The sequence below is a fragment of the Polynucleobacter necessarius genome (assembly GCF_900095185.1).
Taxonomy (GTDB): Bacteria; Pseudomonadota; Gammaproteobacteria; order Burkholderiales; family Burkholderiaceae; genus Polynucleobacter.
On sequence record NZ_LT606948.1, the window covers coordinates 1,369,312 to 1,394,720 of the forward strand.

Consider the following 25,409-nt stretch of genomic DNA (forward strand, 5'->3'; position numbering starts at 1 on the left):
CCACAGCAAGCGGGGGAGCATGTATGCGCGTAGTTGAAATCAAAGAATTTGGTCCACCAGATATGCTGGTGCCGACCACTCGTCCGGATCCAGCTGCCCCCGCTGCTGGCTCTGGCGAAATCTTGATAAAGGTTTTAGCAGCCGGAATTAATCGACCTGATGTTTTGCAGCGCAAAGGTCGCTATCCTGTACCAGCAGGCGCCTCTAACATTCCCGGTCTTGAAGTTGCTGGTGAAATTGTTGGTGGTGATTTAGCGCATGCTGATAATGTATTTGGTTTGAGGTTTGGTGATAAGGTTTGTGCTTTAGCGCAGGGTGGCGGCTATGCAGAGTTGTGTACAGCACCAGTTGCGCAATGTTTACCCTATCCAAATGGATTTAGCGATCAAGAGGCGGCTTCACTACCAGAGACTTTCTATACTGTATGGAGCAATGTCTTCATGCGTGGTGAATTGTCAGAAGGTGAAACCTTATTAGTTCAAGGTGGATCAAGTGGTATTGGTGTGACCGCTATTTTGATTGCAAAAGCAATGGGCCATAAGGTCTTTGTAACTGCAGGTACAGATGAAAAATGTGCTGCTTGTGTTGCATTGGGTGCTGATCTTGTTATTAACTACAAGATACAAGATTTTGTGGAAGAGGTTAAAAAGGCTACGGATGGCAAGGGTGTCAACGTCATTTTGGACATGGTGGCTGGAGCTTATGTACAAAAAGAAATTGATTGCTTGGCTGACGATGGTCGCATCGTCATAATTGCGATCATGGGTGGCTCTAAGGCAGAGGTGAATACCGGTCAAATTTTGCGCCGTCGCCTCACTATTACAGGCTCTACATTGCGTCCACGCCCAGTTTCTTTCAAAAAACAAATCACCAAACAGTTATTCGATATGGTTTGGCCTTTGTTGAATGCAGGCAAATTAAAGCCAGTTATTTATAAAACCTTTACCTTGGATCAGGCGGCTGATGCCCATGCACTGATGGAATCTTCAGAGCATGTAGGCAAAATTGTTTTAACTGTTTAGGTAAATTCATAAACCCTTATGCGACCACTCATCGTAATCGGAAATTGGAAACTCAATGGAAGTCTTGCAAGAAATCAAGACTGGGTCAAGGCCGTTGCCCATGGCATGGAGAGCGGCATACCATCGGGTCGTAAGTTTGCGGTTTGCCCCCCATTTCCGTATTTGCAACAATGTGCCCAGTTAATTAAAGAGCATTCATTGGCATTTTTAAATCTCGGTGCACAGGACGCGTCAGCGCATAGCTCAGGCGCTTATACCGGAGAAGTGTCTGCTTCAATGCTCACAGAGCTTGGATGCACTTATGTCATCGTTGGTCATTCAGAGCGTCGCCTACTGCATCATGAAATTGATGAGGTGGGGGCTGCTAAAGCGCTTCAGGTGCTCGATCATGGTATGACGCCAGTAATTTGCGTGGGTGAGACTGCGGACGAGCGTAATTCTGGCAGGGCTGAAGCAATTGTTTGTGGACAAGTGGCCAAGCAGGTCAATGTCTTACAAGATCGGCTTGCCGACTGTTTAATTGCATACGAGCCGGTATGGGCCATTGGTACGGGTAAAGTCGCTAGCGCTCAAGTTGCACAAGATATGCATCGCGCTATTCGCTTACGCTTAGCTGAGTTCGATGAAGATGTAGCCTCGCATGTTGGAATTTTGTATGGCGGCAGTGTTAAACCTGACAATGCTATTGAGTTGTTTGCCATGCCGGATATTGATGGTGGACTGGTTGGGGGTGCATCGCTGAACCCTCAAGAATTTCTAGCAATCTGTCAGGCATAGATTTTTTATTTGGAGATAAGCTGTGGAATGGTTTAAGACTTTATTGATCGTATTGCAGGTAATTTCAGCTTTGGCTGTAATTCTCTTGGTTTTATTGCAGCAAGGAAAAGGTGCTGATATGGGGGCAGCCTTTGGCTCCGGATCATCTGGAAGTCTCTTTGGCGCCAGTGGTTCTGCTAACTTTTTATCCCACACAACCGCTATGTTTGCAGCGGTTTTTTTCCTCAGTACGCTTGGCATTACCTGGCTTGGCAACAAGAAGGAAGTAAGCCCAGGAGTTCTATCGGGTACGGTTGCCCCAACGGTCACACCTGCAGCCTCTGTTGCGCCAGTTCGGGATCCAAGTAAACCAGCAGTTCCTAGATAAACAAGTAGGTTTTTACCTATTATTCAGCCCATTTTTTGGGGTAGAGCAGTTGTGCAATGCAGTAGAATTGATGGGTTTTATAAGATGCCGACGTGGTGAAATTGGTAGACACGCTATCTTGAGGGGGTAGTGGCTTAGGCTGTGCGAGTTCGAGTCTCGCCGTCGGCACCAAAAATCAAGTTTTTGATGAGTTTTTTTGCATTAAATCAATGCATTGCTGAATTGAATATTGAATAATTTGTAGCTATTAGGATTTACTAGACAAACGAATCAGGGCTATTTTGAATCTCGCTAATTACTTTCCGGTTCTACTTTTTATCCTCGTAGGTATTGGGGTTGGATTAGTCCCCATGTTCCTTGGAAAAATTTTGGCTCCTTCAAAGCCGGATGCTGAAAAACTCTCTCCATATGAGTGTGGTTTCGAGGCGTTCGAAGATGCGCGTATGAAGTTTGACGTGCGTTATTACCTAATTGCTATTCTCTTCATCCTATTTGACTTGGAAACCGCATTCTTGTTTCCATGGGGTGTAGCATTGCGTGATATTGGCTGGCTTGGCTACACCTCAATGGTGATATTCCTTTTGGAATTCATTGTGGGTTTTGTTTATATCTGGAAAAAGGGCGCTCTCGACTGGGAGTGAGAGATATGGCACTTGAAGGCATTCTCAAAGAAGGTTTTGTTACTACCACTGCTGATCAGCTCATCAATTGGACTCGAAATGGCTCTCTGTGGCCTATGACGTTTGGTTTAGCCTGCTGTGCAGTAGAAATGATGCATGCTGGAGCATCTCGTTATGACCTGGACCGTTTTGGCGTTGTTTTCCGTCCTTCACCCCGTCAGTCCGACTTAATGATTGTCGCTGGAACATTGTGTAACAAGATGGCTCCCGCTTTACGTAAGGTTTATGACCAAATGCCCGAGCCTCGTTGGGTTATTTCGATGGGCTCTTGTGCAAATGGTGGTGGCTATTACCATAACTCTTACTCAGTAGTACGAGGTTGTGACCGCATCGTGCCGGTCGATATTTATGTTCCTGGCTGTCCTCCAACTGCGGAAGCGTTGATCTATGCAATTATTCAATTACAATCCAAGATTGCTCGCACTAGCACTATCGCACGGAAGGCCTAAGTTATGTCAGCTCGTTTAGTGCAACTGGCCAGCAATTTAGAAAAAGTATTGGGCAAACGTGTGCAATCGATTGAGATTGCTTTGGGTGAGGTGACTGTAGTTGTGAATGCGGATGCTTACTTTGAAGCTGCCTTGCTCTTACGCGATGACCCATCTCTTGCCTTTGAGCAACTAATTGATTTGTGCGGTGTTGACTATCAAGATTTCCGCGAGGGCGATTGGAGTGGTCAGCGCTTTGGCGTTGTCAGTCATCTGCTTTCCTTGGAGCAGAACTGGCGCCTTCGTCTGCGCGTATTTGCGCCTGACGATAGCTATCCATTGGTTGCTTCTATCACTCCGGTCTGGAGTTCGGCAAACTGGTTTGAGCGTGAGGCATTCGATCTTTACGGTATTTTGTTTGAAGGTCATGATGATTTACGTCGCATTTTGACGGACTATGGTTTTATTGGTCATCCTTTCAGAAAAGATTTTCCAATTAGTGGCAATGTGGAGATGCGTTATGACCCAGAGTTAAAGCGCGTTGTATATCAACCAGTCACGATTGAAGCGCGAGAGATTACCCCACGGGTTGTCCGCGAAGAGCAGTACGGAGGTCCAATTTAAATCATGGCAGAAATTAAGAACTATACTCTGAATTTTGGTCCTCAACATCCTGCAGCCCACGGCGTATTGCGATTGGTGCTGGAGCTTGATGGTGAAGTTATTCAGCGCGCTGATCCGCATATCGGATTATTGCATCGTGCGACCGAAAAGTTAGCCGAGACACGCACTTGGATTCAAAACGTTCCATACATGGATCGTTTGGACTATGTATCCATGATGTCCAATGAACACGCTTATGTATTAGCCATTGAAAAATTACTTCAAGTAGATGTGCCATTACGAGCTCAATATATTCGGGTGATGTACGATGAATTGACTCGCTTACTGAACCATTTGCTTTGGATTGGTTGTCACGGACTGGACGTCGGTGCGATGGCGGTATTTCTCTATGCATTCCGTGATCGTGAAGATATTTTTGATATGTATGAAGCAGTCTCTGGTGCACGTATGCACGCTGCATACTATCGCCCAGGTGGTGTCTATCGTGATTTGCCTGATCAAATGGCGCAGTACACCAAGAACAAGATTCGCAGCACATCTGCCATAAAACGTCTCAATGAAAATCGCAGTGGTACCTTATTAGATTTTATTGAACAGTTCTCCAATGGTTTTGACGCAAATGTTGATGAGTATGGTCAACTGTTAACCGATAACCGCATTTGGAAACAGCGGTTGGTTAATATTGGCATCGTCACACCAGAGCGGGCTCTGCAGCTCGGCTTCACTGGTCCAATGTTGCGAGGCTCCGGAATTGAATGGGATCTTCGTAAAAAGCAGCCATATGAAGTTTATGATCGACTCGACTTTGATATTCCGGTTGGTGTGAACGGTGACTCATATGATCGTTATCTGGTTCGCATGGAAGAGATGCGTCAATCTAATCGCATTATTAAACAATGCATTGCTTGGTTAAAAGCAAATCCTGGCTCGGTTATGAGTGACAACCATAAAGTTGCGCCGCCTAAGCGTGTAGATATGAAAACCAATATGGAAGAGTTGATTCATCATTTTAAACTCTTTACTGAAGGTATTCACGTTCCCAATGGAGAGGCTTATTCTGCTGTTGAGCATCCTAAGGGGGAGTTTGGTATCTACTTAATCTCAGATGGTGCTAATAAGCCATATCGGATGAAGATCCGTGCTCCAGGATTTGTACATTTATCTGCAATGGATGAAATGTCTCGAGGTCATATGTTGGCGGATGCGGTAACCATTATCGGTACCCAAGATATCGTATTCGGGGAGATTGACCGTTAATCAAGCGGTTCAAGGATTATTTAATGACAACACCTCTTCAGCTATCCAATAAAACACTGGCCGATATACATCGCAATATCGCTAAATATCCAGCAGAGCAAAAACAATCTGCTGTAATGGCCTCTCTCATTGCTGCTCAAACTGAAGTAGGTTGGGTATCTCCGGAGGTGATTGAAACCGTCGCACAGATACTAGAAATGCCGACTATTGCTGTTGAAGAAGTTGCGACTTTCTACAATATGTATAACACCAAGCCTATTGGTAAGTACAAATTGGTTATTTGCACCAACTTACCTTGCCAGTTAACTTATGGTGAGACGGCTGCAAACTACCTCAAGGAAACCTTAGGCATTGGTTACAACGAGACTACCCCTTGTGGAACTTTTACCTTGAAAGAGGGTGAGTGCATGGGTGCGTGTGGTGATTCACCGGTGATGCTTGTAAATGACAAGCGTATGTGTAGCTTTATGAGTAAAGAAAAAATTGATGCTCTATTAAATGAATTGCGTGCAGAAGGGAAAGCAGCATGACCAGCTTGCACGACCGGCATATTAAACCTCTGATCCTAGCTGGATTAAATGGTGACAATTGGCGCTTAAAAGACTATGAAAGTCGCGGGGGGTATCAGCAGCTACGCCGTTTGTTAAATGATCAGGTTGCCCCTGATGCAATCATTGCTGAACTAAAAGCTTCAGCCTTGCGTGGTCGTGGCGGAGCTGGCTTCCCTACAGGCCTGAAATGGAGCTTCATGCCACGCCAATTCCCGGGACAAAAATATTTAGTCTGCAATAGTGATGAGGGTGAGCCAGGTACCTTTAAGGACCGTGACATCATGCGTTACAACCCTCATGCTTTGATTGAGGGAATGATCATTGGCGCCTACGCAATGGGTATCTCGGTTGGTTATAACTATATCCACGGCGAGATCTGGGAAGTGTATTCTCGCTTTGAGGAAAGCTTGGAAGAGGCTCGCGCTGCTGGATATCTTGGAGAGAAGATTGTGGGTAGCGACTTCTCATTTCAGTTGCACGCTTCTCCAGGATGGGGTGCTTATATCTGTGGCGAAGAGACTGCCTTGCTCGAATCATTAGGGGGCAAGAAGGGTCAGCCGTGCTTCAAACCTCCTTTTCCTGCAAGTTTTGGTTTGTATGGCAAGCCGACAACGATTAACAATACCGAGACCTTTGCTGCCATTCCTTTTATTTTGGCTATTGGTGGTCAAGCATATTTAGATTTGGGTAAGCTTAATAATGGCGGAACCAAAATATTCTCGGTTTCTGGCGATGTAGTTCATCCAGGAAATTATGAGATTCCCTTGGGGACTCCATTTGCTGAATTGCTGAAATTGGCTGGCGGTATGCGTGATGGTATTGCTTTAAAGTCGGTTATCCCTGGCGGATCCTCAGCTCCTGTCGTGCCTGGCTCACAAATGATGGATTTGACGATGGACTACGACAGTATTGCGAAAGTAGGCTCTATGTTGGGTTCAGGTGCGGTGATTGTGATGAATGAGACCCGATGCATGGTGCGTGCTTTAGAGCGCCTATCCTACTTTTATCACGAAGAATCTTGCGGTCAGTGCACACCATGCCGCGAGGGCACTGGATGGTTATGGCGTATTGTGCATCGCATCGAGCATGGCGAAGGACGTCCAGAAGATTTAGATTTATTAAATGACGTTGCCGCCAATATTCAAGGACGCACAATTTGTGCCTTGGGTGATGCGGCTGCTATGCCGGTGCGCGGCATGTTGAAGCATTACATGGATGAATTTGCATATCACGTAGAACATAAGCGCTGCTTAGATTCTGCACAACCTTTATAAAGATTTAGAGAACGGGATATCTAAAGCGAGTATGGTAGAAATCGAATTAGATGGTCAGGCAGTAGAAGTTCCGCAAGGTTCGATGGTGATGCACGCCGCGAACAAGCTGGGCACCTACGTTCCTCACTTCTGCTATCACAAGAAGTTATCTATTGCCGCTAACTGCCGCATGTGTTTGGTTGAGGTAGAGAAGGCTCCGAAACCGTTACCTGCATGCGCAACACCAGTAACACAAGGGATGAAGGTCTTTACGCATTCTGCAAAAGCAGTTGAAGCTCAGCGCTCCGTCATGGAATTTCTGCTGATAAATCATCCACTAGATTGCCCGATTTGCGATCAAGGTGGCGAATGCCAACTACAAGACTTGGCGGTAGGCTACGGTAAATCTCACTCTCGTTACAACGAAGAAAAACGTGTTGTGTTTCATAAGAATGTAGGTCCACTTATCTCAATGCAAGAGATGACCCGCTGCATTCACTGCACGCGCTGTGTTCGATTTGGTCAGGAAGTCGCTGGCGTTATGGAGCTAGGTATGATTAATCGTGGCGAACATTCTGAAATCACAACATTTGTTGGCCAAACAGTGGATTCCGAATTATCTGGAAACATGATTGATTTATGTCCCGTTGGTGCACTTACAAGTAAACCATTTCGTTATGCGGCACGCACTTGGGAGTTGGGTCGAAAGCGTTCAGTTAGCCCGCATGACAGTCTCGGTGCGAATATAACTGTTCAGACGAAGGCAAACAAAGTAATGCGGGTCGTAGCTTTAGAGAATGAAGCAATCAATGAATGCTGGATTAGTGATCGCGATCGATTTTCTTACGAGGGACTTAATAGCTCAGATCGAGTAACTACACCAATGGTGAAGCAGGGCGGTCAGTGGCTTGAAACTGATTGGCAATCTGCTCTGGATTATGTGGCTCACTCCCTGAAAACAATATCTAAGGAGTGTGGCTCAGAGGCAGTCGGTGCTTTGGCTCATCCAATTTCTAGTACTGAAGAATTGCATCTCTTGCAAAAGATGATGCGCGGCTTAGGTTCTAGTCAAGTTGACACTCGCTTACGCCAGGCAGACATTACTGGTGCTGCTAGCGCTCCATGGTTGGGAATGCCAATTGCTAGGTTGAATGAATTAGATCGTCTTTTAGTTATTGGTAGCTTCTTGCGTAAAGATCAACCAGTATTAGCTGCACGTATCCGCACAGCAAGCAAGCGTGGATTACAGGTGCTTCGAATCGATGCAGATGGAGATGATTGGTTAATTACTACTAAAGATATTTCGGCTTCGCCTAGTGCTTGGCTAAATGTTTTAGCAGAGGTTGCAAATGCGGTTGCAAAAGCTAAGAAAGTAAATGTGCCAGCCGGAACTCCAAATGTTGCCGTCTCGAAAGAGGCGCAAAATATTGCAGAGGCTTTGATGTCTGGCTCGGTGACATCTGTATTGCTGGGTTCTGCTGCAATCTCTCATCCTCATGCATCAGATTTACATTTACTGGCTCAGTTCATTGCCGAGCAAACAGGGGCAACTTTAGGTTTCCTACCAGTAGGCGGTAATGCAGTAGGTGCTTCATTGGTCAATGTTAATGGTGCTGGAGTAGAGTCAGTTCTATCAGGCGACCGTCGCGCCATCATATTGATGAATATCGAGCCCGATTCTGATTTAGCAAACCCAGAAGCAGCCCGTGCAGCATTAGCAAAAGCGAGCACGGTTATTGCATTAAGTGCCTATAAGAGCGCTGATTTATTAGAAACTGCAGATGTCATTCTGCCGATTTCACCGTTTACTGAAACAGTTTCTACTTTTGTGAATCTTGAGGGTAGGCTTCAAACAATCCAGCCATCTGTAAAGCCTTTGGGAGACTCACGTCCAGGCTGGAAAGTTCTGCGTGTTCTTGGTGGCTTATTAGGGCTCGATGGTTTCTTGTTTAATCTGCCCGAAGAAGTTCTCGGTGAGGCGTTGGATGAAGCATATTGTGCTCGTCTTAGCAACAAGACTGTTACTTCGGTCGTTACTCATGGTAATCAATCACCAGCGAATGGTTTAGAACGTATTTCTGACGTCAATATTTATGCAGGCGATCAGATTGTCCGACGTTCACCTGCTTTGCAATTAACGCGAGATGCAAAGCGTGGCAATCAGGTTGGCCTGAATCAGCAAGCCTTTTCTGAATTAGGCTTAAAAGAGGGGGATGCTGTGCGTGTTACCCAAGGATCTGCCTCCGCAGATCTTCCCGCAACATTAGAAGTTAATTTAGCGCCAGGCGCCATCAGAATTTCCGCAGGAACTGCGGCGAGTGCCAAATTAGGATCGATGTTTGGTCCAGTAACTGTTAGTAAAGTATAAGGAACGAGATGGATGATTTCTTGAACCTCGTTACATCACAAGGCGAAGCCATTTTTGGGCCATTATGGCCATTGGTTTGGGCTTTAGTACGCATTGTGATAATTGTGCTGCCAATGTTCGCTTGTGTTGCGTATTTAACGCTTTGGGAAAGAAAGCTCATTGGTTGGATGCATATTCGTCTTGGACCAAATCGTGTTGGTCCTTTAGGGTTACTGCAACCTATTGCTGATGCACTCAAACTGCTGCTAAAAGAAATCATTGCCCCAGCCCAGGCAAGTAAGGTGCTTTATTTTATTGCTCCCATTATGGTCATCATGCCTGCTTTTGCAGCGTGGGCCGTAATTCCATTCCAAGCAAAGATGGTTCTTGCGGATGTGAATGCTGGATTACTGTACATTATGGCAATTTCGTCAATCGGCGTTTATGGTGTAATTCTTGCTGGTTGGTCCTCCAACTCAAAATATCCATTCTTAGGTGCTATGCGTGCATCGGCACAGATGATCTCTTACGAGATTGCTATGGGATTTGCTTTGGTGACGGTGTTACTGACATCGGGTTCTTTGAATTTGAGCGCCATAGTTGCCTCTCAAGAGCAGGGTTACTTTGCCGGTATGGGCTTGAATTTCCTCTCATGGAACTGGTTGCCTCTCTTGCCGATGTTCCTGATTTATTTCATCTCAGGCGTTGCTGAGACAAACCGCCATCCATTTGATGTGGTTGAGGGTGAGTCAGAAATTGTCGCAGGACACATGGTTGAGTATTCTGGAATGTCATTTGCAATGTTCTTCTTGGCAGAATATGCCAACATGATTTTGATCGCAGCTGTTGCATCTATTATGTTCTTAGGTGGCTGGCTTCCTATTATTGATTTGCCAATCTTGCGCGACATCCCAGGGATCTTCTGGTTGTTTGGTAAAACATTCTTCTTGTTGTCTTGTGTAATTTGGTTGCGTGCAACATTGCCTCGTTATCGCTATGACCAGATTATGCGATTGGGCTGGAAAATCTTTATCCCCATCTCCGTATTTTGGGTTGTTGTAATCGGTGCATGGGTGGTATCTCCATGGAATATTTGGAAATAAGTTGATCAATCATGTTTAAGAAAATTTCCCAATTCCTCGATAGTTTAATGCTAAAAGACATTCTGACAGGCATGTCTATAACTGGTCGCTATTTATTTAAGTCCAAAATTACAGTTCAATATCCAGACGAGAAGACCCCTTTATCAACTCGTTTTCGTGGTCTTCATGCGTTGCGACGTTATGCACATGGAGAGGAGCGTTGTATTGGTTGTAAATTATGTGAGGCTGTATGTCCTGCATATGCGATTACTATCGAAACTGCTGAGCGTGGTGATGGTACACGTCGTACTAGCCGCTATGACATTGATCTCACAAAGTGCATTTTCTGTGGATTTTGTGAAGAGGCGTGCCCTGTTGACGCAATCGTAGAAACAAATATTTTTGAGTATTTTGGCGATAAGCGCGGTGACTTATATTTCACGAAAGAGATGCTCTTGGCTATTGGTGATAAATACGAAAAAGAAATTGCCGCTAACCGTGCAGCAGATGCGCCTTACCGTTAATCGAATTGAGCCTCACTAATATGACATTCGATCCATCCACCCTATTTGCTGTATTTTTCTACGGCTTCGCTGGCTTACTAATCATTTCCGCCTTGCGTGTGATTACAGCAGGTAATCCTGTTCATGCGGCATTGTTCTTGGTTCTCGCATTCTGTTGTGCATCAGGGCTTTGGATGCTCTTAAAGGCTGAGTTCTTGAGTTTGGCGCTCATATTGGTCTATGTTGGCGCTGTTATGGTCTTGTTTTTATTCGTAGTGATGATGCTGGACTTAGGCCTTGAACACTTACGCCGCGATTTCAAAAAGTGCTTGTCAGTTGCTTTCCTCATGGGAGCAGTTATCGTTCTAGAGTTATCGATTGTGATTATTCGTAGCTTCATAGGGACGCACACTCCAGTGCAGCCTATGCCAGAAGAGATGATGGCTAACAATACTCAAGCTCTCGGGATGTTAATTTTCGTTGACTATGTCTATGCTTTTGAAGTGGCGGGCGTGATTTTGTTGGCTGCCATTATTGCAGCTGTTGCATTGACATTACGTAACCGCAAAGACTCTAAATCACAAAATATTCATGAACAAGTCAATGTAGTGGCGGCAGACCGTATGCGAATTGTCAAGATGGATTCTGATATGGCTGCAAAGCAAGATTCAAGAGGGGAGAAGAAATGACTATAACCCTCGCTCACTATTTGGTCCTTGGTGCAATTTTGTTTGCTACTAGCGTGATTGGAATCTTCTTAAATCGCAAGAATGTCATCGTATTGCTGATGGCAATTGAACTCATGCTTCTTGCTGTGAACATGAATTTTATCGCCTTCTCTCATTATTTGGGAGACATGGCTGGTCAGGTATTCGTATTTTTTATTTTGACTGTGGCAGCGGCTGAAGCAGCTATCGGCTTAGCTATCCTGGTTGTACTCTTCCGTAAGGTTGATACGATCAATGCCGAAGATCTTGACAACCTAAAAGGCTAGTCATGCATTTAACCTTAAATATTCCCTTGCTTTGCGCAATTCCACTGGCTCCATTGGTTGGCTCGATCATCGCTGGATTTTTTGGTACAAAATTAGGTGGCAATAAGATTAGCCATGGTGCATGCCAGTTTGTGACTATCTTAGGTGTAACGATTGCATTTGCTCTCTCCTGCAATGTCCTTATGCAGGTTATGGATGGTTTCTATTTCAATGGAACCGTGTATCGCTGGATGCAATTAGGCGAACGTAATTTAGATATTGGTTTCCTTATTGATCCATTAACCGCAACAATGATGTGCGTTATTACCTTTGTATCGCTGATGGTTCATATTTATACGATTGGATATATGCAAGGTGAAGAGGGTTGCAACCGATTCTTCTCTTATATTTCGCTATTCACATTTGCCATGCTGATGCTGGTGATGAGCAATAATCTATTGCAGCTTTTCTTTGGCTGGGAAGCAGTGGGTGTCGTTTCTTACCTATTAATTGGCTTCTACTTTGAGCGTCAGTCTGCAGTATTTGCCAGTATGAAGGCCTTTTTAGTCAACCGAGTCGGCGACTTTGGTTTCATTTTAGGGATTGGTATTATATTGGCATCCACAGGTTCAATGCAGTATGACGTGATTTTTGCTCAGAATTCTGCGTTAGCAGCTCAAACCTTGCCAGGCACTAATTGGAATTTAATGACTGTAGCCTGTATTTGCCTATTTATCGGTGCAATGGGTAAATCTGCTCAGTTCCCATTGCATGTTTGGTTGCCCGATTCAATGGAAGGCCCTACACCTATCTCAGCATTGATTCATGCTGCGACCATGGTAACGGCAGGTATCTTTATGGTGTCACGTATGTCGCCATTGTTTGAGCTTTCTGATACAGCGTTGAGTTTTATATTGGTAATAGGCTCGATTACGGCGCTATTTATGGGCTTTCTTGGAATTGTTCAAAACGATATTAAGAGAGTGGTTGCGTATTCAACCTTGTCGCAGCTTGGCTACATGACGGTTGCCTTAGGTGTTTCCGCATACCCAATAGCTATCTTCCACCTCATGACCCACGCATTCTTCAAAGCTTTGCTCTTCCTTGCCGCCGGTAGCGTCATTCTAGGCATGCATCATGAGCAAGATATGCGTAAGATGGGCGGCCTTTGGAAATACATGCCTATTACTTGCCTCATGATGTTGCTGGGTAATTTAGCTTTGATAGGGACACCTTTCTTTTCTGGCTTTTATTCAAAAGACTCAATCATTGAGGCGGTAGCTGCTAGCCATATTCCTGGCTCCAGTTTTGCTTATTTTGCTGTGATGGCAAGTGTATTTGTTACTGCCTTGTATTCATTCCGCCTATATTTCTATGTGTTTCACGGCAAAGCACGTTGGGGTCATGCAGACGGATATGATCATCATGATCATGGCCCTGCTCCTGACGAAAAACCACATGAGTCTCCTTTCGTAGTTACCTTGCCCCTGACTCTCTTGGCCATACCATCGGTCATCATTGGTTTTTACACCATTTCTCCGTTGCTGTTTGGTACTTACTTCGGCGATTCTATTTTTATTGATTTGGCGCGCCATCCAGTAATGAAAGAGTTGGAAGATGAGTTTCATGGACCTGTTGCGATGGCGATGCATGTCTTTACATCACCAGTATTGCTATTAGTAGTGTTAGGCGTTTTGACTGCGGCAGTTGGATACTTATGGGCTCCAAAACTACCTGGAATGGTTGCTCAAGTATTTGCACCGATCAAAAAATTATTTGATAACAAATACTACCTTGATGAAATCAATCAAGCTGTATTTGCTAAGGGTCTGATTTGGATCGGTGGAATCTTATGGCATCGTGGTGATCAAAAAGTGATTGATGGTTTCTTTGTTAACGGTAGCGCGCATGCAGTAGGGCGATTCGCTGGAGTCATCCGCCATTTGCAATCCGGTTATCTTTATCACTATGCGTTTGCAATGATTGCTGGCCTAGCGTTATTTCTAGCCTGGGTTTTGTATGCTTACCTGCCTTTTGTACGATAGGCCTTTGTAACTTAAGTAGCCACGATGATTCTTTCTTACGCCATTTGGACCCCGATTGTCTTTGGACTTATTATTCTATTTTATGGGTCTGAAAAACCATCTGCCGGCGTTCGCTGGTTAGCGCTGATAGGTGCCGTACTCGGCTTTATTGCAACACTACCTTTAATACTGCAATTTGATATTGCAAATCCAGGTATGCAGTTCGTAGAAAAACTGAGCTGGATTCCTCGTTACGACATTAATTATTATTTGGGTATTGATGGTATTTCAGTGTGGTTCATTGTTCTTGCGGCTTTCATTCACATTATTATTGTGATTGCAGCATGGGAAGTAATCGACACTAAAGTATCGCAATATATGGCTTCATTCATGATCCTTTCGGGATTAATGATTGGTGTATTTTGTGCTTTGGATGCTTTGCTGTTTTATGTTTTCTTTGAGGCGACACTCATTCCGATGTACATCATTATTGGTGTTTGGGGTGGTCATAACCGCATTTATGCAGCATTCAAGTTCTTCCTGTACACCTTGCTTGGATCTTTGCTCACTTTGGTTGCAATGCTCTACTTATATAACATCACCAATACTTTTGATATCTTGGCTTGGCAAGATGCGCGCTTAGATATTGTTGAGCAAATTCTATTATTTGCGGCATTTTTCATGGCATTTGCAGTTAAAGTTCCCATGTGGCCATTGCATACGTGGTTGCCCGATGTTCACGTAGAGGCGCCAACTGGCGGTTCGGTTGTTTTGGCAGCAATCATGCTAAAGCTTGGAGCATATGGTTTCTTGCGCCTCTCTTTGCCAATTGCACCTGATGCGAGCCAATACTTAGGCCCATTTATTATTTTCCTCTCATTGGTTGCCGTGATTTATGTTGGCGCAGTGGCATTAGTGCAAAAGGACATGAAAAAGCTTGTAGCTTATTCATCTGTAGCCCACATGGGCTTTGTGACATTAGGTTTCTTCCTTTTCAGTCCCTTAGGAATTGAGGGGGGCATTGTTCAGATGATTTCTCACGGCTTTGTTGCTGGCGCAATGTTCTTATCTATTGGTGTTCTTTACGATCGCATGCATACACGTCGAATTGCGGATTGCGGTGGAGTAGTGCATCGTATGCCAGCTTTTACTGCTTTTGCAGTATTGATGGCTCTGGCGAACTGCGGTCTTCCTGCGACATCAGGTTTTGTCGGAGAATTCATGGTTATTTTGGCTGCGGTTGATTATGACTTTGTGATAGGTATCTTGGCTGCAACTGCATTGATTTTAGGGGCTGCATATTCTCTATGGATGGTCAAGCGCGTTTTCTTTGGCACCATTAATAATGCTCATGTTGATGAGCTTAAGGACCTCAATGCACGTGAATATTTCTTGATGGCTGTTCTATCTATTTGTGTGATTGGAATGGGTGTATATCCAAAGCCATTTACTGACATTATTCATCCAGCCGTGATGAATCTGTTACAGCATGTTGCTGTTAGCAAACTCTGAGTAATTACACATGCAAGCATTTGACCTATACGCTATCCTGCCAGAACTTGTTTTACTCGTAGTAACTTGCCTACTATTAGTAGGCAGCGTTTTTGTTCGCGAAAGGGTGGTTTCACCCCCTGGGGTGGAGCAAGACATATTTCATACGCCACGTGGCGTAGGTTTTGTTTATTGCTTCACAATTATCTTATTGGTTTGTTTGAGTTTGGCGTTTATTGGTCGCATGGGTGACCTTTCACTCGTGGCTATGAATGGCCTGTTTCAATCTGACCCTATCTCAAATTTACTTAAGGCCTGCTCTTGTATAGCAGTATTGGTCAGTTTGATTTATTCAAAGCAGTACTTGGTGGATCGCGAATTATTCCGGCCAGACTTTATTGTTTTGGCTTTACTAGCCTTACTTGGGCAGTTTGTGTTGATATCCGGTGCAAACCTACTTACTTTGTATTTAGGCCTGGAATTAATGGCTTTGCCTACCTATGCATTAGTGGCTATGCGGCACAACAGCGAGAAAAGTGTAGAGGCAGGTATCAAGTACTTCATCTTGGGCGCATTGGCTTCCGGTTTCTTACTTTATGGCATGTCGATATTGTATGGCGTTACTGGGTCCTTAGAATTGATTGAGATTTTCGAGGTTGTTGCTGATCCACGGATGAATCACTTGGTAATGGCTTTTGGCTTGGTATTTATTGTTGCTGGCTTAGCATTCAAATTAGGTGTGGTGCCATTTCATATGTGGGTTCCGGACGTTTACCAAGGGGCTCCTACAGCAGTAACTCTCATGATTGCAGCAGCGCCAAAAATTGCTGCTTTTGCATTGTTATTCCGTTTGTTGGTAAACACCTTGCTGCCTCTATTAGGTGATTGGCAGCCTATGCTGGTATTACTGACTGTCTTATCCTTGGTTGTTGGTAATGTGACTGCAATAGCACAGACCAATGTGAAGCGCATGCTTGCTTATTCTGCGATTGCGCAAATGGGCTTTGTTCTATTGGGCATGCTTTCTGTTTTTGATGATCATGCGTTTAGCGCTGCGATGTTCTACGCAATTACCTATATTTTCACAACGCTAGGAACATTCGGCCTTTTAATGGTGTTATCGCGTAAGGGTTACGACTGTGAGTCTTTAGAAGGACTAAAGGGTCTCAATAAAAGTCATCCTTGGTTTGCCTTTATTGGACTAGTAATGATGTTCTCCTTGGCTGGTATTCCGCCGACAGTAGGGTTTGCTGCTAAATTAGGTGTTTTAGAGGCTTTGGTGGATGCTGAGCATACCTTTTTGGCTGTTATTGCTGTAATTGCATCATTAATTGGCGCTTTCTACTACCTCAGAGTGGTCAAAGTCATGTACTTTGATGAGCCTTCTCACGAAATTACAGTTAGCGGGTCTGGGTTTGCTAAAGGTATTCTTGGTCTAAATGGTATCTTAGTCATTGCTATCGGCATGGTTCCAGCAGGTTTGATGAGTCTCTGTTTGGATGCCATGCGTCGCACGCTTTTGGGTTCCTAAGTCTCCAAATTGAGATCAGTGCTCTATACAGGCTCCGTAAGGGGCCTTTATTGTTTTTAAGCCATTAAATTGTCATGTTTGATTCTTAGGATCATCCTTATCTCATACAAATCGTTAAATTAGACCCATGACAGAAAAATCGTTTGAACAGCTTCCAACAGGAGACGCTCATTTGAAAGAGGAGCGAATTTCCGGTGAAGATATCTATGGCGGCATTTTTCTAACCATGAAGCGCGACAAAATTGCTCTGCCAAATGGCGAGCAGGCAATACGGGAGTATTTAACGCATCCCGGTGCAGTAGCGATTGTCGCAATTTTGGATGATGGTCGCGTACTCATGGAAAGGCAATATCGTTATCCGATAGCGAAAGCTTGTTTAGAAATCCCTGCGGGAAAGTTAGATCCTAGCGAGGATCATTTAGTTTGTGCAAAGCGCGAACTAGAAGAAGAGACTGGATACACAGCAAAAAAATGGAGTTATATCCGTCGCATTCATCCAGTCATATCGTACTCAACTGAATTTATCGACATTTATCTTGCAGAGGCATTGGTGCCTGGTAAAAGTCACCTAGATGAAGAAGAGTTCTTAGATGTCTTTGCTGCATCCATAGATCAATTATTGGTATGGGTTGAAGAGGGTGAGATAACAGACATAAAAACTACTATTTCTGCCTATTGGCTGGATCGATATCGCCGTGGATTAGTGCGTCCCAAGCCAATCACTTAGTTGTTTATTAAACCCGATTAAAATAGGGGTATCGAATTTATTGTTTTTGACCCCATACCAGTTTTATGAAAGTTTATAACCTAGCTTGCCCATTGGACCATCGCTTTGAGGGTTGGTTTGCTTCTGAAGAGGATTGTCTTGCTCAACAAGATAAGGGGATGCTTGCATGCCCTGTTTGCGACAGCACAGAAATTTCTCGTATGCCTTCTGCCCCGCATATTGGGAAATCTTCTTTAGCTCAATTAGCTACTTCCAAAGCTGATGCCGATACTTCAAGTGGCGGCGTAGTCGCACTCGCTGGTAGTAGCGATCACTCTCACGTAGAGGCGCAAGTACAGGCAGCCTTTTTAAAGGGAATACGTGAGTTAATGGGTTGCTCAGAGGACGTTGGCGATACTTTTGCTGATGAGGCTAGAAGGATCCATTACAAAGAATCACCAGAGAGAAGTATTCGTGGTCAAACAACTTTAGATGAAGCAGAGGCCTTAAGAGAGGAGGGTATTGATGTGTTGTCGATGCCAATGCTTCCAGCCTTAAAAAATACACTTCAATAATTAAGTAGTCTAATTTTCAAATGTAATATAAAAGCGATCCTTGGATCGCTTTTATAATGCAATTTTCATAAATTACTTTGAAGTAGGCATAACAAATTCGACACCTTTAGTGATGCTTTCGGGCCAGCGCTGCATAACGTATAACAGCACACCTTCTTTGCCATAAGCGTGCAAATCACCAAAGATAGACTTTTTCCAACCACCAAAGCCATGCCAGGCCATTGGAACTGGAATGGGTACGTTGATACCAACCTGCCTCACAGGGATCGGTTGAGGCTGGGTTTTAAGATAAAGGTATTACCACACGCAATTGCCATTGGGAACATCCACATCGGCACCATGACTGGAAAGTTAAAAGGCGTGATACCAGCAACTACGCCTAATGGCTGGCGCATCACCCAGTTATCAAGATCGGTAGAGACCCGTTCGAGTGTAGTCACCTTTTAGCAATTCAGGGATACCGGTAGCAAATTCAACAAGTTCAATGCCGCGGGTAACTTCACCCTGAGCGTCCGTAAGTACCTTGCCATGCTCTGCAGTGATAATTGCGGCTAATTCATCGCGATTATCATTTAAAAGTTCTAGGTACTTAATTTAGGCTGTTAAAGGTATTACATGAGTCTTTTAGTTACAAGCTATACCCTGCACTCCCCGCGATGGCCCCTAGAACTAGCGAACCGTATTGTGGTCGCGCCCATGTGTCAGTATTCAGCGAAAAATGGTGAAGCAACCGACTGGCATCTAATGCATTGGGGTAACTTGCTTAACAGCGGCGCGGCATTATTCATTATTGAGGCTACTGGTGTTAGTCCAGAAGCGCGTATCACGCCGGCGTGTCTAGGGCTTTTGAGAGGGCCGTGAAGGATAAGCTAACTCGTGCTCGTTCCTTGGCTCCAGCAACGCCTGTTTTTATTCAGCTTGCGCATGCTGGACGAAAGGCTTCGCGTGCAACGCCCTGGGATGATGGAGGACAGTTACTTTCAAATGAAGAGGGTGAATGGGAAACTTTAGCGCCTGCAGCAATTCCGCAATTAGAGGGAGAGCATGTGCCACACCACGAGCTGACAAAAGAAGAATTAGAAAAGCTCATAGCAGACTTTGTTTCATCAGCTAAACGTGCCGATCGCATTGGTATTGATGGCATTGAACTTCATGGCGCACATGGTTATTTGCTACATTAATTTTTATCACCAATTGCAAATCAACGTAATGATGAATATGGCGGATCATTTGAAAACCGAATTCGTTTTTCATTGGAGTTATTTGCAGCAGTAAGAAATGCCTATCAGGGTGTGCTCGGAATCCGAATTTCTGCAAGTGATTGGATGCAGGGTGGCTAGACACCAGAAGAGACTGCTGAGTTCACTACGCGCTTCAAGCCCTTGGGTTGTGACTTTGTCCATCTTTCATCAGGCGGAATCTCGCCAAAATAGCAAATTGCGATTGGCCCAAAATATCAGGTGCCATTTGCAAAGATAGTGAAAGATAAATTGGGATTACCAAAAGTGAGTTAAACAGAGTTTGGCGTTACCTGAAATTAATGATCGATCTGATGCAGCTGGTGTTGAGTTGCGCTATTTGACTCCAGCGCAAACCGATGCGTTGGTTAAAAAAGAACTTCCATTCTGGCGTAAGTCGATTAAAGCGGCAAAAATTACTTTGGACTAATCATGGTTTTAGGTCTGATCTCGTAATACGGGGTCAGGCAGTGCCAATACAAATGATCTTGTTACACTCAGAAGAAGTCGATCTTGTCCTGGGCCTGCAATCAACTGTACACCTACAGGCAGGCCATTCGGGTCAGTACTGACAGTGACGTTTAGACAAGGTGGCCCCAATAAAGTCCAGTCTCTACAAAAGATTGGATTGCCAGTACCTTCCTGAATACTAGGCGCAATTAGGATATCGAACATATTGAAAACTTCTGATAGTGAAGCTTTCGTATTGTTTGTCAGAGTGAAATCGGCTGCATATTGTTTGTAGCTGATTTCTGTGCCCTCGATGAATGATTTAAAAAATTGGGCGCTTAATTTTTTTGCAAAGTGTTGACGTTCAAAGACAAAGCTTCGTGATGTCTCTGAAAGCATAATGCATGTTTGCGCTAATGTCAGCGCTTAGCTTGACTTAGGCAGTTGCACATCGGCTACAACGCCTTTGGATATTGCCTCTGCAGCATAGCGGGCAACAGCAATAACTGTTACAGATTCCTGTTGAGCAAAAGCCCAATGATTTGTTTTGCAAATCCCGATGCGCGGCTTATTGTGTATTAATTCAACTCTGGCTAGTTGGTGATCGCCACTCATCACAGCAGCACCCAGTTCCACATCTTCAATCGTCCTAGCAAAGCAACCGAGAGTATAATCTTGCCAAAACTTGGTTTGTAGCCCACAACCCCGCAATAAGCTGAAGGGAACCATAAAATCTGCCACAGCTGCGGTTGAGCTGCTTGAGGAGCCTCTTGTGGGGGGTATGCTTGAAGTTATGCGGGTTAGTAGTAGGACCACTTTTAAAGGATACAAACTCAGTAGTAACTGTTTGACCTAAAATAATTCCACCGGCTTGCCGCATCAGGGCTACGGATACAGCATCTGCAACAGGGTAATGATCTTTATGAATTTTGGGGATCCAAATGAGGTTGGCAAAGAGGTCTTTGATGCCGATTGGCAAAAGCCATAAAACAAACCTTGAAAAGAGTCTCTATCAAGCTGATTTGCACGAGAAAGAGCGTTTTCTTTACCTGGGCTTGTCCCCATCATGCACTAACCAAGCTCTCTTTTTGCCCAATTCGGTCCAAACAAGATAGCAATAAATCTCTGGCCTTGATTTCTCTTTTGGAGAGGGCGTTATTAAGGGTTTGGGTAGCGCTGAGACTCTCTAAATCTTTTATACGCTCATTCTACTTAGGGTGGCGTATGATCGCAATTTGAGTATTCTGTCCCAGAATTTTGATTAAAGTTGAATTAGATGAAGCAACATACAGTACGTGAAACATGGCTTGAGGATGCGGTAAGACACCTAGAGCCCGTTTTTTCAAAGACAGGCTATGCAATTCCTCCAGTCAGGGTATCCTGCGGTTTTCCGGCATCTAGCAGCCCCAGAACGACCCTAGGGCAGTGTGGGCCTCGTGAACGTTCTGGTGGTGGCGCGAATGAGATCTTTATATCTCTTACATTAGATGAGCCCATTCAATTATTAGATACATTGGTGCATGAACTGTGCCATGCGGTTGATGATTGTTTTAGTGGTCATGGAGAGGATTTCAAAGGGATTGCTCAAACAGTTGGACTAGAAGGTCCAGCTAGGATGGCTCACGCCACGGAAGAGTTGACAGTTAAGCTCATGATGATCAGCCAAGAGTTTTGGGCCCATATTCACACATCAAGCGATTGTTTTCCCTCCACCAAGACCCAGCAATGCAAGTCGTAGCAAGGCGAAATGCGGACAATGTGAATGCGAAGTTACATTGCTCAAAAAATGGGCAAGTTACGGCGCTCCAATTTGCCCTAAGGACAATATTCGTATGCCAGATGATTGGTTCAATACTTTAATGAAGTACGACGCTATTTACTTTGGGGCCGTAGGCATGCCAGATGTTCTTCCTGATCATGTCTCTTTATGGGGTGGCTTGATTCAGTTCCGACGTGGCTTTGACCAGTCTGTCAATTTGCGTCCGGTATGACTTTTACCAGGCGTTCCATGTCCATTGGCAAACCGTAAACCCGGAGATATTCATTTCTTCGTTGTTCGTGAGAATGCAGAAGGTGAATACTCTAGTGTTGGTGGAAAAATGTTCCCGGATACTGATCGCGACATCGTGATTCAAGAATCGATTTTTACAAGGCAAAGCGTTGATCGTATTTTGCAAGTTGCATTTGATTTGGCTCAAAGCCGACCTAAGAAGCATTTAATTTCTGCAACAAAATCTAATGGCATCGCTATCACAATGCCGTACTGGGATGAGCGTGTTGAAGCAATGTCAAAGAAAGTTTCCGATGTGAGGGCGGATAAGTATCACATTGATATTTTGGCGGCACACTTCGTGATGAATCCAGAGCGCTTTGATGTGGTTGCTGCTAGCAACTTATTTTGGGATATCCTTTCAGATTTAGGACCAGCATGTACAGGGACCATTGCAGTAGCACCATCCGGTAGCATTAATCCAGAAGGAAAGTTTCCTTCACTCTTTCCGCCTGTTCACGGATCTGCACCTGATATCTATGGGAAAATGATTGCCAATCCAATTGGTCAAATTTGGAGTGGAGCGATGATGCTTGATCACTTAGGCTATCCGGAAGCTAGCAAAGCAATCTTTACTGCTATCGAAAATGTTCTGGGATCAGGCCCAGGTCATACATCATTAACTCCAGATCTGGGAGGAAATGCAAAAACTGACAATCTAGGTAAAGCGATTGCAGCAGCTATTTAGTTGCTTGTTTTATTAGATGGCTCAACCCTATAATGCGTTGTTCCAGCAAATGCTGGTTGAATTCGAAAAGCAAAACTTTGATGTCGCAGATCGACTAGCTCAATCAATATTGTGCATTAACCCAAAAGACGTAGTTGCATTACAAATATTGGGTTTAACATTAGCCATTCGAGGAGCTGTAGTTAAAGCTATAGAGCCTCTTGCTAAGGCGGCAGCTCTAGCCCCTAAAAATCCCGAGTTATTGACTAATTTGGCAAGGGCCCAATTTGGTTCAAAGCTATACGAAGAAGCAATTAAAACCTTTGAGAAACTGAATCGAATTGCTCCAAATAATAGCCAGATTCTGACCGACAAGGGAACCACGCATGGAAAGTTGCGTCAATTTGATCTCGCTGCCGCTTGTTATGACAAAGCTATTGCACTGGATCCTACCTACTATTTGGTTTGGTCAAATTACGGCAACTTATGGTCAGAGCAAGGCTATCCTGGCAAAGCGATTGAATACTACGAAACAGCGCTCAAATATAACCCTAACTATCCAGAAACCTGGACCAATTATGGCAATGCATTATTTGATTTAGGTCGTCTTGAAGAATCTCGATTAAAGCATGAGAAGGCGCTTGAATTAAATCCACTTTATGGAGAGGCTTGGTCCAATCATGGAAACGCCTTACAGGAACTTAAGTTGGGACAGCAATCCATCGTAAGCTATCAAAAAGCATACGATCTTGTTCCTGATCACCCCTTTTTAATTGGCCATTTATTTAACGCCTACCGAAATGTATGTGATTGGGAAAAAAGTGAACCTCTAGCAATCAAGGGAATCGAATTAGTTTCCCAGGGCAATGAAGCAATTGAACCTTTTATACTATTGCAAACGTCAGCTTCATTGGCAATGCAAAAACAAGCTGCTCAAACGTATATTCGAGCACGAGTCGCGTTATCTGAGACCTATGGTTTTCCTAATTTACAGGCAATTGAAAATCGTAAGATTCGAATAGGGTATTTTTCAAGTGATTTTAAAGAACATCCAGTTGGGATATTGATGGAAAATTTGATTGAACTGCACGATCGATCACGTTTTGAGATAAATGGATACTGGCTAAATAAAAAAACAGGTGATGAATTAGAAAGTCGTTTGCTCAAAATATTTGATCATTCTTGCAATCTTTTTAGCATGACAGATCAAGAAGCTCGGAAGCTAATCCTTGAGCATGAAATTGATATCGCAATAGACCTTAACGGACGAACTGCAGGTGCTCGAACGGCCTTATTTGCAAGAAAGATAGCCCCAGTGCAAGTGGGTTATTTGGGCTATGCCGGTACTTCAGGGGCAGATTTTTACCAGTATCTTATTGCTGATCCGATTGTAATTCCACAGGAAGACCAGACCCTCTTCACTGAAGAGGTGCTTTATTTACCCAACTCTTTTTTTCCGGCAGATTCCTTAATTCAATTAGGCGATTTTGGCGAGCTGCCAACAAGAGCAAGTCAGGGGTTGCCTGAAACAGGTGTTATTTTCTCTTGCTTTAATCATCCATATAAGATATCCCCTGGTATTTTTAATGTATGGATGAAATTACTAAAACAGATTCCTGAAAGTATTTTATGGCTCAGTAAAACTTCTCTATTGGCGATGAATAATCTTCGTCAACATGCGCATAATAATGACATAGATCCAAGTAGAGTAATTTTTGCAACTCGTGAGGATAGGCGAGTTGATCATCTTAGTCGCTTACGATTAGCAGATCTATTTCTTGATACATTTTATTTTAATGCTCATACCACTGCTGCAGATTCGTTATGGGCTGGTGTGCCAGTTTTGACATTACGAGGAAATACATTTGCTAGTAGGGTTGCTGCGAGTCAGCTAACTGCAATGGGTCTTCCAGAGTTAATTACCCAATCTGTAGAGCAGTATTTCTCTAAGGCAAAGGAGCTAGCTGAGCATCCAGAGCTGTTGAAATCATTGAGATTAAAGCTTGAGGCGAATAGGCAAAACACACCACTTTTTGATACCAAGAAATATGTTTCTGACTTAGAGGCGCTTTATATTTCGACTTTAGAAAGGCATGTTTAAGTTGAGGCGCCTATTTTCCAGACAGAATCTTGTTTTGTAGTTTTGGCGATTTCAGCAAGAATCTTTTGATGATGCTGAAGATCCTCATTAGAGGCAACTAACACCTTTAGGTTGGTCGGTAAGGGCCTGGAATGCCCATATGAGTCAGCCCCGACAGTGTAATCGATCAAATCAATCGATAGATCTTCCTGTCCACGCGTCATGGCGACATAGACTTCAGCTAGGAGCTGGGCATCCAATAGGGCGCCATGGAGCGTCCGATGTTTATTGCTAATTGCAAAGCGCTCACATAATGCATCTAGAGAATTTCTTTTGCCTGGAAACATCTGGCGGGCATCAAGCAATGTATCGGTAATTTTTGCAGCAAGATTGCGAAATGGAGGGCGCTTTAAAAGGGCAAATTCGTTATCCAAAAATCCTAAGTCAAAGGCAGCATTGTGGATTATGACTTCTGCACCATCTACAAACACAATCAATTGCTCTACGATATTAGCAAATACCGGCTTATCCGATAAAAACTCCCTAGATAGCCCATGCACTGTAAATGCACCAGCATCGATATCGCGTTCTGGATTGATGTAGTAATGAAAGGTTCTATCGGTTAAACGTCGCCCTACCATCTCAACACAACCAATTTCAATAATACGATCGCCAGTTGCAGGATTTAAGCCTGTAGTTTCAGTATCGAGAATAACTTGACGCAAGTTCACGA

Annotated in this window: 26 protein-coding genes, 1 tRNA gene and 3 pseudogenes; 25 read left to right on the forward strand and 5 right to left on the reverse strand. The window is 44.1% G+C overall.

Features of this window, described 5'->3' with window-relative positions:
* Positions 1 to 23: 23 nt before the first annotated feature.
* From DXE31_RS07935 to DXE31_RS08030, 20 genes are all read left to right on the forward strand, one after another.
* Entirely contained in the window at positions 24 to 1,022 is a 999-nt protein-coding gene (locus DXE31_RS07935; protein ID WP_114698405.1) for an NAD(P)H-quinone oxidoreductase, read from the forward strand.
* A gap of 18 nt (positions 1,023 to 1,040) precedes the next feature.
* The gene (gene tpiA, locus DXE31_RS07940) at positions 1,041 to 1,799 is read left to right on the forward strand and encodes a triose-phosphate isomerase (RefSeq protein ID WP_114698406.1); all 759 of its coding nucleotides are present in this window, start codon (positions 1,041 to 1,043) and stop codon (positions 1,797 to 1,799) included.
* Between the two features lie 22 nt (positions 1,800 to 1,821).
* Positions 1,822 to 2,166 (forward strand): preprotein translocase subunit SecG, encoded by a 345-nt coding sequence (gene secG, locus DXE31_RS07945; RefSeq protein ID WP_114698407.1) that lies wholly within the window; start codon positions 1,822 to 1,824, stop codon positions 2,164 to 2,166.
* 86 nt (positions 2,167 to 2,252) lie between these two features.
* Positions 2,253 to 2,337: transfer RNA gene (locus DXE31_RS07950), tRNA-Leu, on the forward strand.
* A gap of 110 nt (positions 2,338 to 2,447) precedes the next feature.
* Positions 2,448 to 2,807, forward strand: coding sequence for an NADH-quinone oxidoreductase subunit A (locus DXE31_RS07955; protein WP_114698408.1), 360 nt, complete (start codon positions 2,448 to 2,450; stop codon positions 2,805 to 2,807).
* 5 nt (positions 2,808 to 2,812) lie between these two features.
* Complete coding sequence (locus DXE31_RS07960; RefSeq protein WP_114698684.1) at positions 2,813 to 3,295, forward strand: NuoB/complex I 20 kDa subunit family protein; 483 nt, start codon at positions 2,813 to 2,815, stop codon at positions 3,293 to 3,295.
* A 3-nt stretch (positions 3,296 to 3,298) separates the two neighbouring features.
* Positions 3,299 to 3,898, forward strand: a complete 600-nt coding sequence (locus tag DXE31_RS07965; RefSeq protein ID WP_114698409.1) for an NADH-quinone oxidoreductase subunit C — start codon at positions 3,299 to 3,301, stop codon at positions 3,896 to 3,898.
* Positions 3,899 to 3,901: 3 nt separating this feature from the next.
* Positions 3,902 to 5,155 carry an NADH-quinone oxidoreductase subunit D gene (locus DXE31_RS07970; protein WP_114698410.1) on the forward strand — a complete coding sequence of 418 codons (1,254 nt, stop codon included), beginning with the start codon at positions 3,902 to 3,904 and terminating at the stop codon, positions 5,153 to 5,155.
* Between the two features lie 23 nt (positions 5,156 to 5,178).
* Complete coding sequence (gene nuoE / locus DXE31_RS07975) at positions 5,179 to 5,685, forward strand: NADH-quinone oxidoreductase subunit NuoE (RefSeq protein ID WP_114698411.1); 507 nt, start codon at positions 5,179 to 5,181, stop codon at positions 5,683 to 5,685.
* Positions 5,682 to 6,980, forward strand: coding sequence for an NADH-quinone oxidoreductase subunit NuoF (gene nuoF / locus DXE31_RS07980; RefSeq protein ID WP_114698412.1), 1,299 nt, complete (start codon positions 5,682 to 5,684; stop codon positions 6,978 to 6,980). The genes nuoE and nuoF overlap by 4 nt, the downstream gene beginning before the upstream one ends.
* Before the next feature lie 31 nt (positions 6,981 to 7,011).
* The gene (gene nuoG / locus DXE31_RS07985) at positions 7,012 to 9,327 is read left to right on the forward strand and encodes an NADH-quinone oxidoreductase subunit NuoG (RefSeq protein WP_114698413.1); all 2,316 of its coding nucleotides are present in this window, start codon (positions 7,012 to 7,014) and stop codon (positions 9,325 to 9,327) included.
* Positions 9,328 to 9,335: 8 nt separating this feature from the next.
* Positions 9,336 to 10,409: an NADH-quinone oxidoreductase subunit NuoH gene (gene nuoH / locus DXE31_RS07990; protein WP_114698414.1), complete on the forward strand. Its 1,074-nt coding sequence runs from the start codon at positions 9,336 to 9,338 to the stop codon at positions 10,407 to 10,409.
* Between the two features lie 11 nt (positions 10,410 to 10,420).
* A complete protein-coding gene (nuoI, locus tag DXE31_RS07995) occupies positions 10,421 to 10,912 on the forward strand; it encodes an NADH-quinone oxidoreductase subunit NuoI (protein WP_114698415.1) in 492 nt (163 codons plus the stop codon).
* A gap of 20 nt (positions 10,913 to 10,932) precedes the next feature.
* On the forward strand, positions 10,933 to 11,580 hold the full coding sequence (locus DXE31_RS08000) for an NADH-quinone oxidoreductase subunit J (protein WP_114698416.1): 648 nt from the start codon (positions 10,933 to 10,935) through the stop codon (positions 11,578 to 11,580).
* Positions 11,577 to 11,885, forward strand: a complete 309-nt coding sequence (gene nuoK, locus DXE31_RS08005; protein ID WP_114698417.1) for an NADH-quinone oxidoreductase subunit NuoK — start codon at positions 11,577 to 11,579, stop codon at positions 11,883 to 11,885. The genes DXE31_RS08000 and nuoK overlap by 4 nt, the downstream gene beginning before the upstream one ends.
* Before the next feature lie 2 nt (positions 11,886 to 11,887).
* Complete coding sequence (gene nuoL / locus DXE31_RS08010) at positions 11,888 to 13,909, forward strand: NADH-quinone oxidoreductase subunit L (RefSeq protein ID WP_114698418.1); 2,022 nt, start codon at positions 11,888 to 11,890, stop codon at positions 13,907 to 13,909.
* Between the two features lie 24 nt (positions 13,910 to 13,933).
* Positions 13,934 to 15,400: an NADH-quinone oxidoreductase subunit M gene (locus DXE31_RS08015; RefSeq protein WP_114698419.1), complete on the forward strand. Its 1,467-nt coding sequence runs from the start codon at positions 13,934 to 13,936 to the stop codon at positions 15,398 to 15,400.
* A 10-nt stretch (positions 15,401 to 15,410) separates the two neighbouring features.
* Positions 15,411 to 16,910, forward strand: a complete 1,500-nt coding sequence (nuoN, locus tag DXE31_RS08020; RefSeq protein ID WP_114698420.1) for an NADH-quinone oxidoreductase subunit NuoN — start codon at positions 15,411 to 15,413, stop codon at positions 16,908 to 16,910.
* Positions 16,911 to 17,037: 127 nt separating this feature from the next.
* On the forward strand, positions 17,038 to 17,637 hold the full coding sequence (locus DXE31_RS08025; protein WP_114698421.1) for an NUDIX domain-containing protein: 600 nt from the start codon (positions 17,038 to 17,040) through the stop codon (positions 17,635 to 17,637).
* A 65-nt stretch (positions 17,638 to 17,702) separates the two neighbouring features.
* Positions 17,703 to 18,191 (forward strand): DUF1178 family protein, encoded by a 489-nt coding sequence (locus tag DXE31_RS08030; protein WP_114698422.1) that lies wholly within the window; start codon positions 17,703 to 17,705, stop codon positions 18,189 to 18,191.
* A 72-nt stretch (positions 18,192 to 18,263) separates the two neighbouring features.
* On the opposite strand, the gene DXE31_RS13000 is transcribed toward DXE31_RS08030, so the two are convergent.
* Together DXE31_RS13000 and DXE31_RS13005 are read right to left on the reverse strand one after the other, a co-directional pair.
* Complete coding sequence (locus tag DXE31_RS13000; RefSeq protein WP_415077947.1) at positions 18,264 to 18,452, reverse strand: hypothetical protein; 189 nt, start codon at positions 18,450 to 18,452, stop codon at positions 18,264 to 18,266.
* A 14-nt stretch (positions 18,453 to 18,466) separates the two neighbouring features.
* Positions 18,467 to 18,782: pseudogene (locus DXE31_RS13005) on the reverse strand (aldehyde dehydrogenase family protein); the annotation flags it as partial.
* A 266-nt stretch (positions 18,783 to 19,048) separates the two neighbouring features.
* Between DXE31_RS13005 and DXE31_RS10615 the strand changes: the two are divergent.
* Together DXE31_RS10615 and DXE31_RS08045 are read left to right on the forward strand one after the other, a co-directional pair.
* Positions 19,049 to 19,531 (forward strand): annotated as a pseudogene (locus DXE31_RS10615) (oxidoreductase).
* A gap of 181 nt (positions 19,532 to 19,712) precedes the next feature.
* Positions 19,713 to 19,859 (forward strand): hypothetical protein, encoded by a 147-nt coding sequence (locus DXE31_RS08045; RefSeq protein WP_197712209.1) that lies wholly within the window; start codon positions 19,713 to 19,715, stop codon positions 19,857 to 19,859.
* 8 nt (positions 19,860 to 19,867) lie between these two features.
* Here the strand turns inward: DXE31_RS08045 and DXE31_RS08050 are convergent, their stop codons facing one another.
* Both DXE31_RS08050 and DXE31_RS08055 read right to left on the reverse strand, forming a co-directional pair.
* Positions 19,868 to 20,278, reverse strand: a complete 411-nt coding sequence (locus DXE31_RS08050; protein ID WP_114698423.1) for an amidase family protein — start codon at positions 20,276 to 20,278, stop codon at positions 19,868 to 19,870.
* 27 nt (positions 20,279 to 20,305) lie between these two features.
* Entirely contained in the window at positions 20,306 to 20,608 is a 303-nt protein-coding gene (locus DXE31_RS08055) for a hypothetical protein (protein WP_162785477.1), read from the reverse strand.
* A 547-nt stretch (positions 20,609 to 21,155) separates the two neighbouring features.
* Here DXE31_RS08055 and DXE31_RS09840 point away from each other — a divergent pair.
* The 3 genes and pseudogenes from DXE31_RS09840 (at position 21,156) to DXE31_RS08075 (ending at position 24,697) form a co-directional block, all read left to right on the forward strand.
* The gene (locus DXE31_RS09840) at positions 21,156 to 21,617 is read left to right on the forward strand and encodes a SprT-like domain-containing protein (protein WP_174222252.1); all 462 of its coding nucleotides are present in this window, start codon (positions 21,156 to 21,158) and stop codon (positions 21,615 to 21,617) included.
* A 37-nt stretch (positions 21,618 to 21,654) separates the two neighbouring features.
* Positions 21,655 to 22,617: pseudogene (locus DXE31_RS08070) on the forward strand (isocitrate/isopropylmalate family dehydrogenase).
* Between the two features lie 148 nt (positions 22,618 to 22,765).
* Positions 22,766 to 24,697, forward strand: a complete 1,932-nt coding sequence (locus DXE31_RS08075) for an O-linked N-acetylglucosamine transferase, SPINDLY family protein (protein ID WP_231969476.1) — start codon at positions 22,766 to 22,768, stop codon at positions 24,695 to 24,697.
* Here DXE31_RS08075 and dnaQ read toward each other — a convergent pair.
* Positions 24,694 to 25,401, reverse strand: coding sequence for a DNA polymerase III subunit epsilon (dnaQ, locus tag DXE31_RS08080; RefSeq protein WP_114698685.1), 708 nt, complete (start codon positions 25,399 to 25,401; stop codon positions 24,694 to 24,696). The genes DXE31_RS08075 and dnaQ overlap by 4 nt on opposite strands.
* Positions 25,402 to 25,409 lie beyond the last annotated feature (8 nt).

What these genes read in the sequence shown, in the direction of transcription:
- nuoE (WP_114698411.1), top strand. Translation starts at nt 5,179, where the DNA reads ATGACAACACCTCTTCAGCTATCCAATAAAACACTGGCCGATATACAT.
- DXE31_RS08000 (WP_114698416.1), top strand. Translation starts at nt 10,933, where the DNA reads ATGACATTCGATCCATCCACCCTATTTGCTGTATTTTTCTACGGCTTC.
- DXE31_RS08030 (WP_114698422.1), top strand. Translation starts at nt 17,703, where the DNA reads ATGAAAGTTTATAACCTAGCTTGCCCATTGGACCATCGCTTTGAGGGT.
- DXE31_RS09840 (WP_174222252.1), top strand. Translation starts at nt 21,156, where the DNA reads ATGAAGCAACATACAGTACGTGAAACATGGCTTGAGGATGCGGTAAGA.
- DXE31_RS07935 (WP_114698405.1), top strand. Translation starts at nt 24, where the DNA reads ATGCGCGTAGTTGAAATCAAAGAATTTGGTCCACCAGATATGCTGGTG.
- DXE31_RS08025 (WP_114698421.1), top strand. Translation starts at nt 17,038, where the DNA reads ATGACAGAAAAATCGTTTGAACAGCTTCCAACAGGAGACGCTCATTTG.
- DXE31_RS07960 (WP_114698684.1), top strand. Translation starts at nt 2,813, where the DNA reads ATGGCACTTGAAGGCATTCTCAAAGAAGGTTTTGTTACTACCACTGCT.
- nuoL (WP_114698418.1), top strand. Translation starts at nt 11,888, where the DNA reads ATGCATTTAACCTTAAATATTCCCTTGCTTTGCGCAATTCCACTGGCT.
- DXE31_RS07970 (WP_114698410.1), top strand. Translation starts at nt 3,902, where the DNA reads ATGGCAGAAATTAAGAACTATACTCTGAATTTTGGTCCTCAACATCCT.
- nuoG (WP_114698413.1), top strand. Translation starts at nt 7,012, where the DNA reads ATGGTAGAAATCGAATTAGATGGTCAGGCAGTAGAAGTTCCGCAAGGT.
- tpiA (WP_114698406.1), top strand. Translation starts at nt 1,041, where the DNA reads ATGCGACCACTCATCGTAATCGGAAATTGGAAACTCAATGGAAGTCTT.
- DXE31_RS08050 (WP_114698423.1), bottom strand. Translation starts at nt 20,278, where the DNA reads ATGCTTTCAGAGACATCACGAAGCTTTGTCTTTGAACGTCAACACTTT.
- nuoI (WP_114698415.1), top strand. Translation starts at nt 10,421, where the DNA reads ATGTTTAAGAAAATTTCCCAATTCCTCGATAGTTTAATGCTAAAAGAC.
- nuoH (WP_114698414.1), top strand. Translation starts at nt 9,336, where the DNA reads ATGGATGATTTCTTGAACCTCGTTACATCACAAGGCGAAGCCATTTTT.
- DXE31_RS08055 (WP_162785477.1), bottom strand. Translation starts at nt 20,608, where the DNA reads ATGGTTCCCTTCAGCTTATTGCGGGGTTGTGGGCTACAAACCAAGTTT.
- DXE31_RS08015 (WP_114698419.1), top strand. Translation starts at nt 13,934, where the DNA reads ATGATTCTTTCTTACGCCATTTGGACCCCGATTGTCTTTGGACTTATT.
- nuoF (WP_114698412.1), top strand. Translation starts at nt 5,682, where the DNA reads ATGACCAGCTTGCACGACCGGCATATTAAACCTCTGATCCTAGCTGGA.
- nuoK (WP_114698417.1), top strand. Translation starts at nt 11,577, where the DNA reads ATGACTATAACCCTCGCTCACTATTTGGTCCTTGGTGCAATTTTGTTT.
- DXE31_RS07965 (WP_114698409.1), top strand. Translation starts at nt 3,299, where the DNA reads ATGTCAGCTCGTTTAGTGCAACTGGCCAGCAATTTAGAAAAAGTATTG.
- nuoN (WP_114698420.1), top strand. Translation starts at nt 15,411, where the DNA reads ATGCAAGCATTTGACCTATACGCTATCCTGCCAGAACTTGTTTTACTC.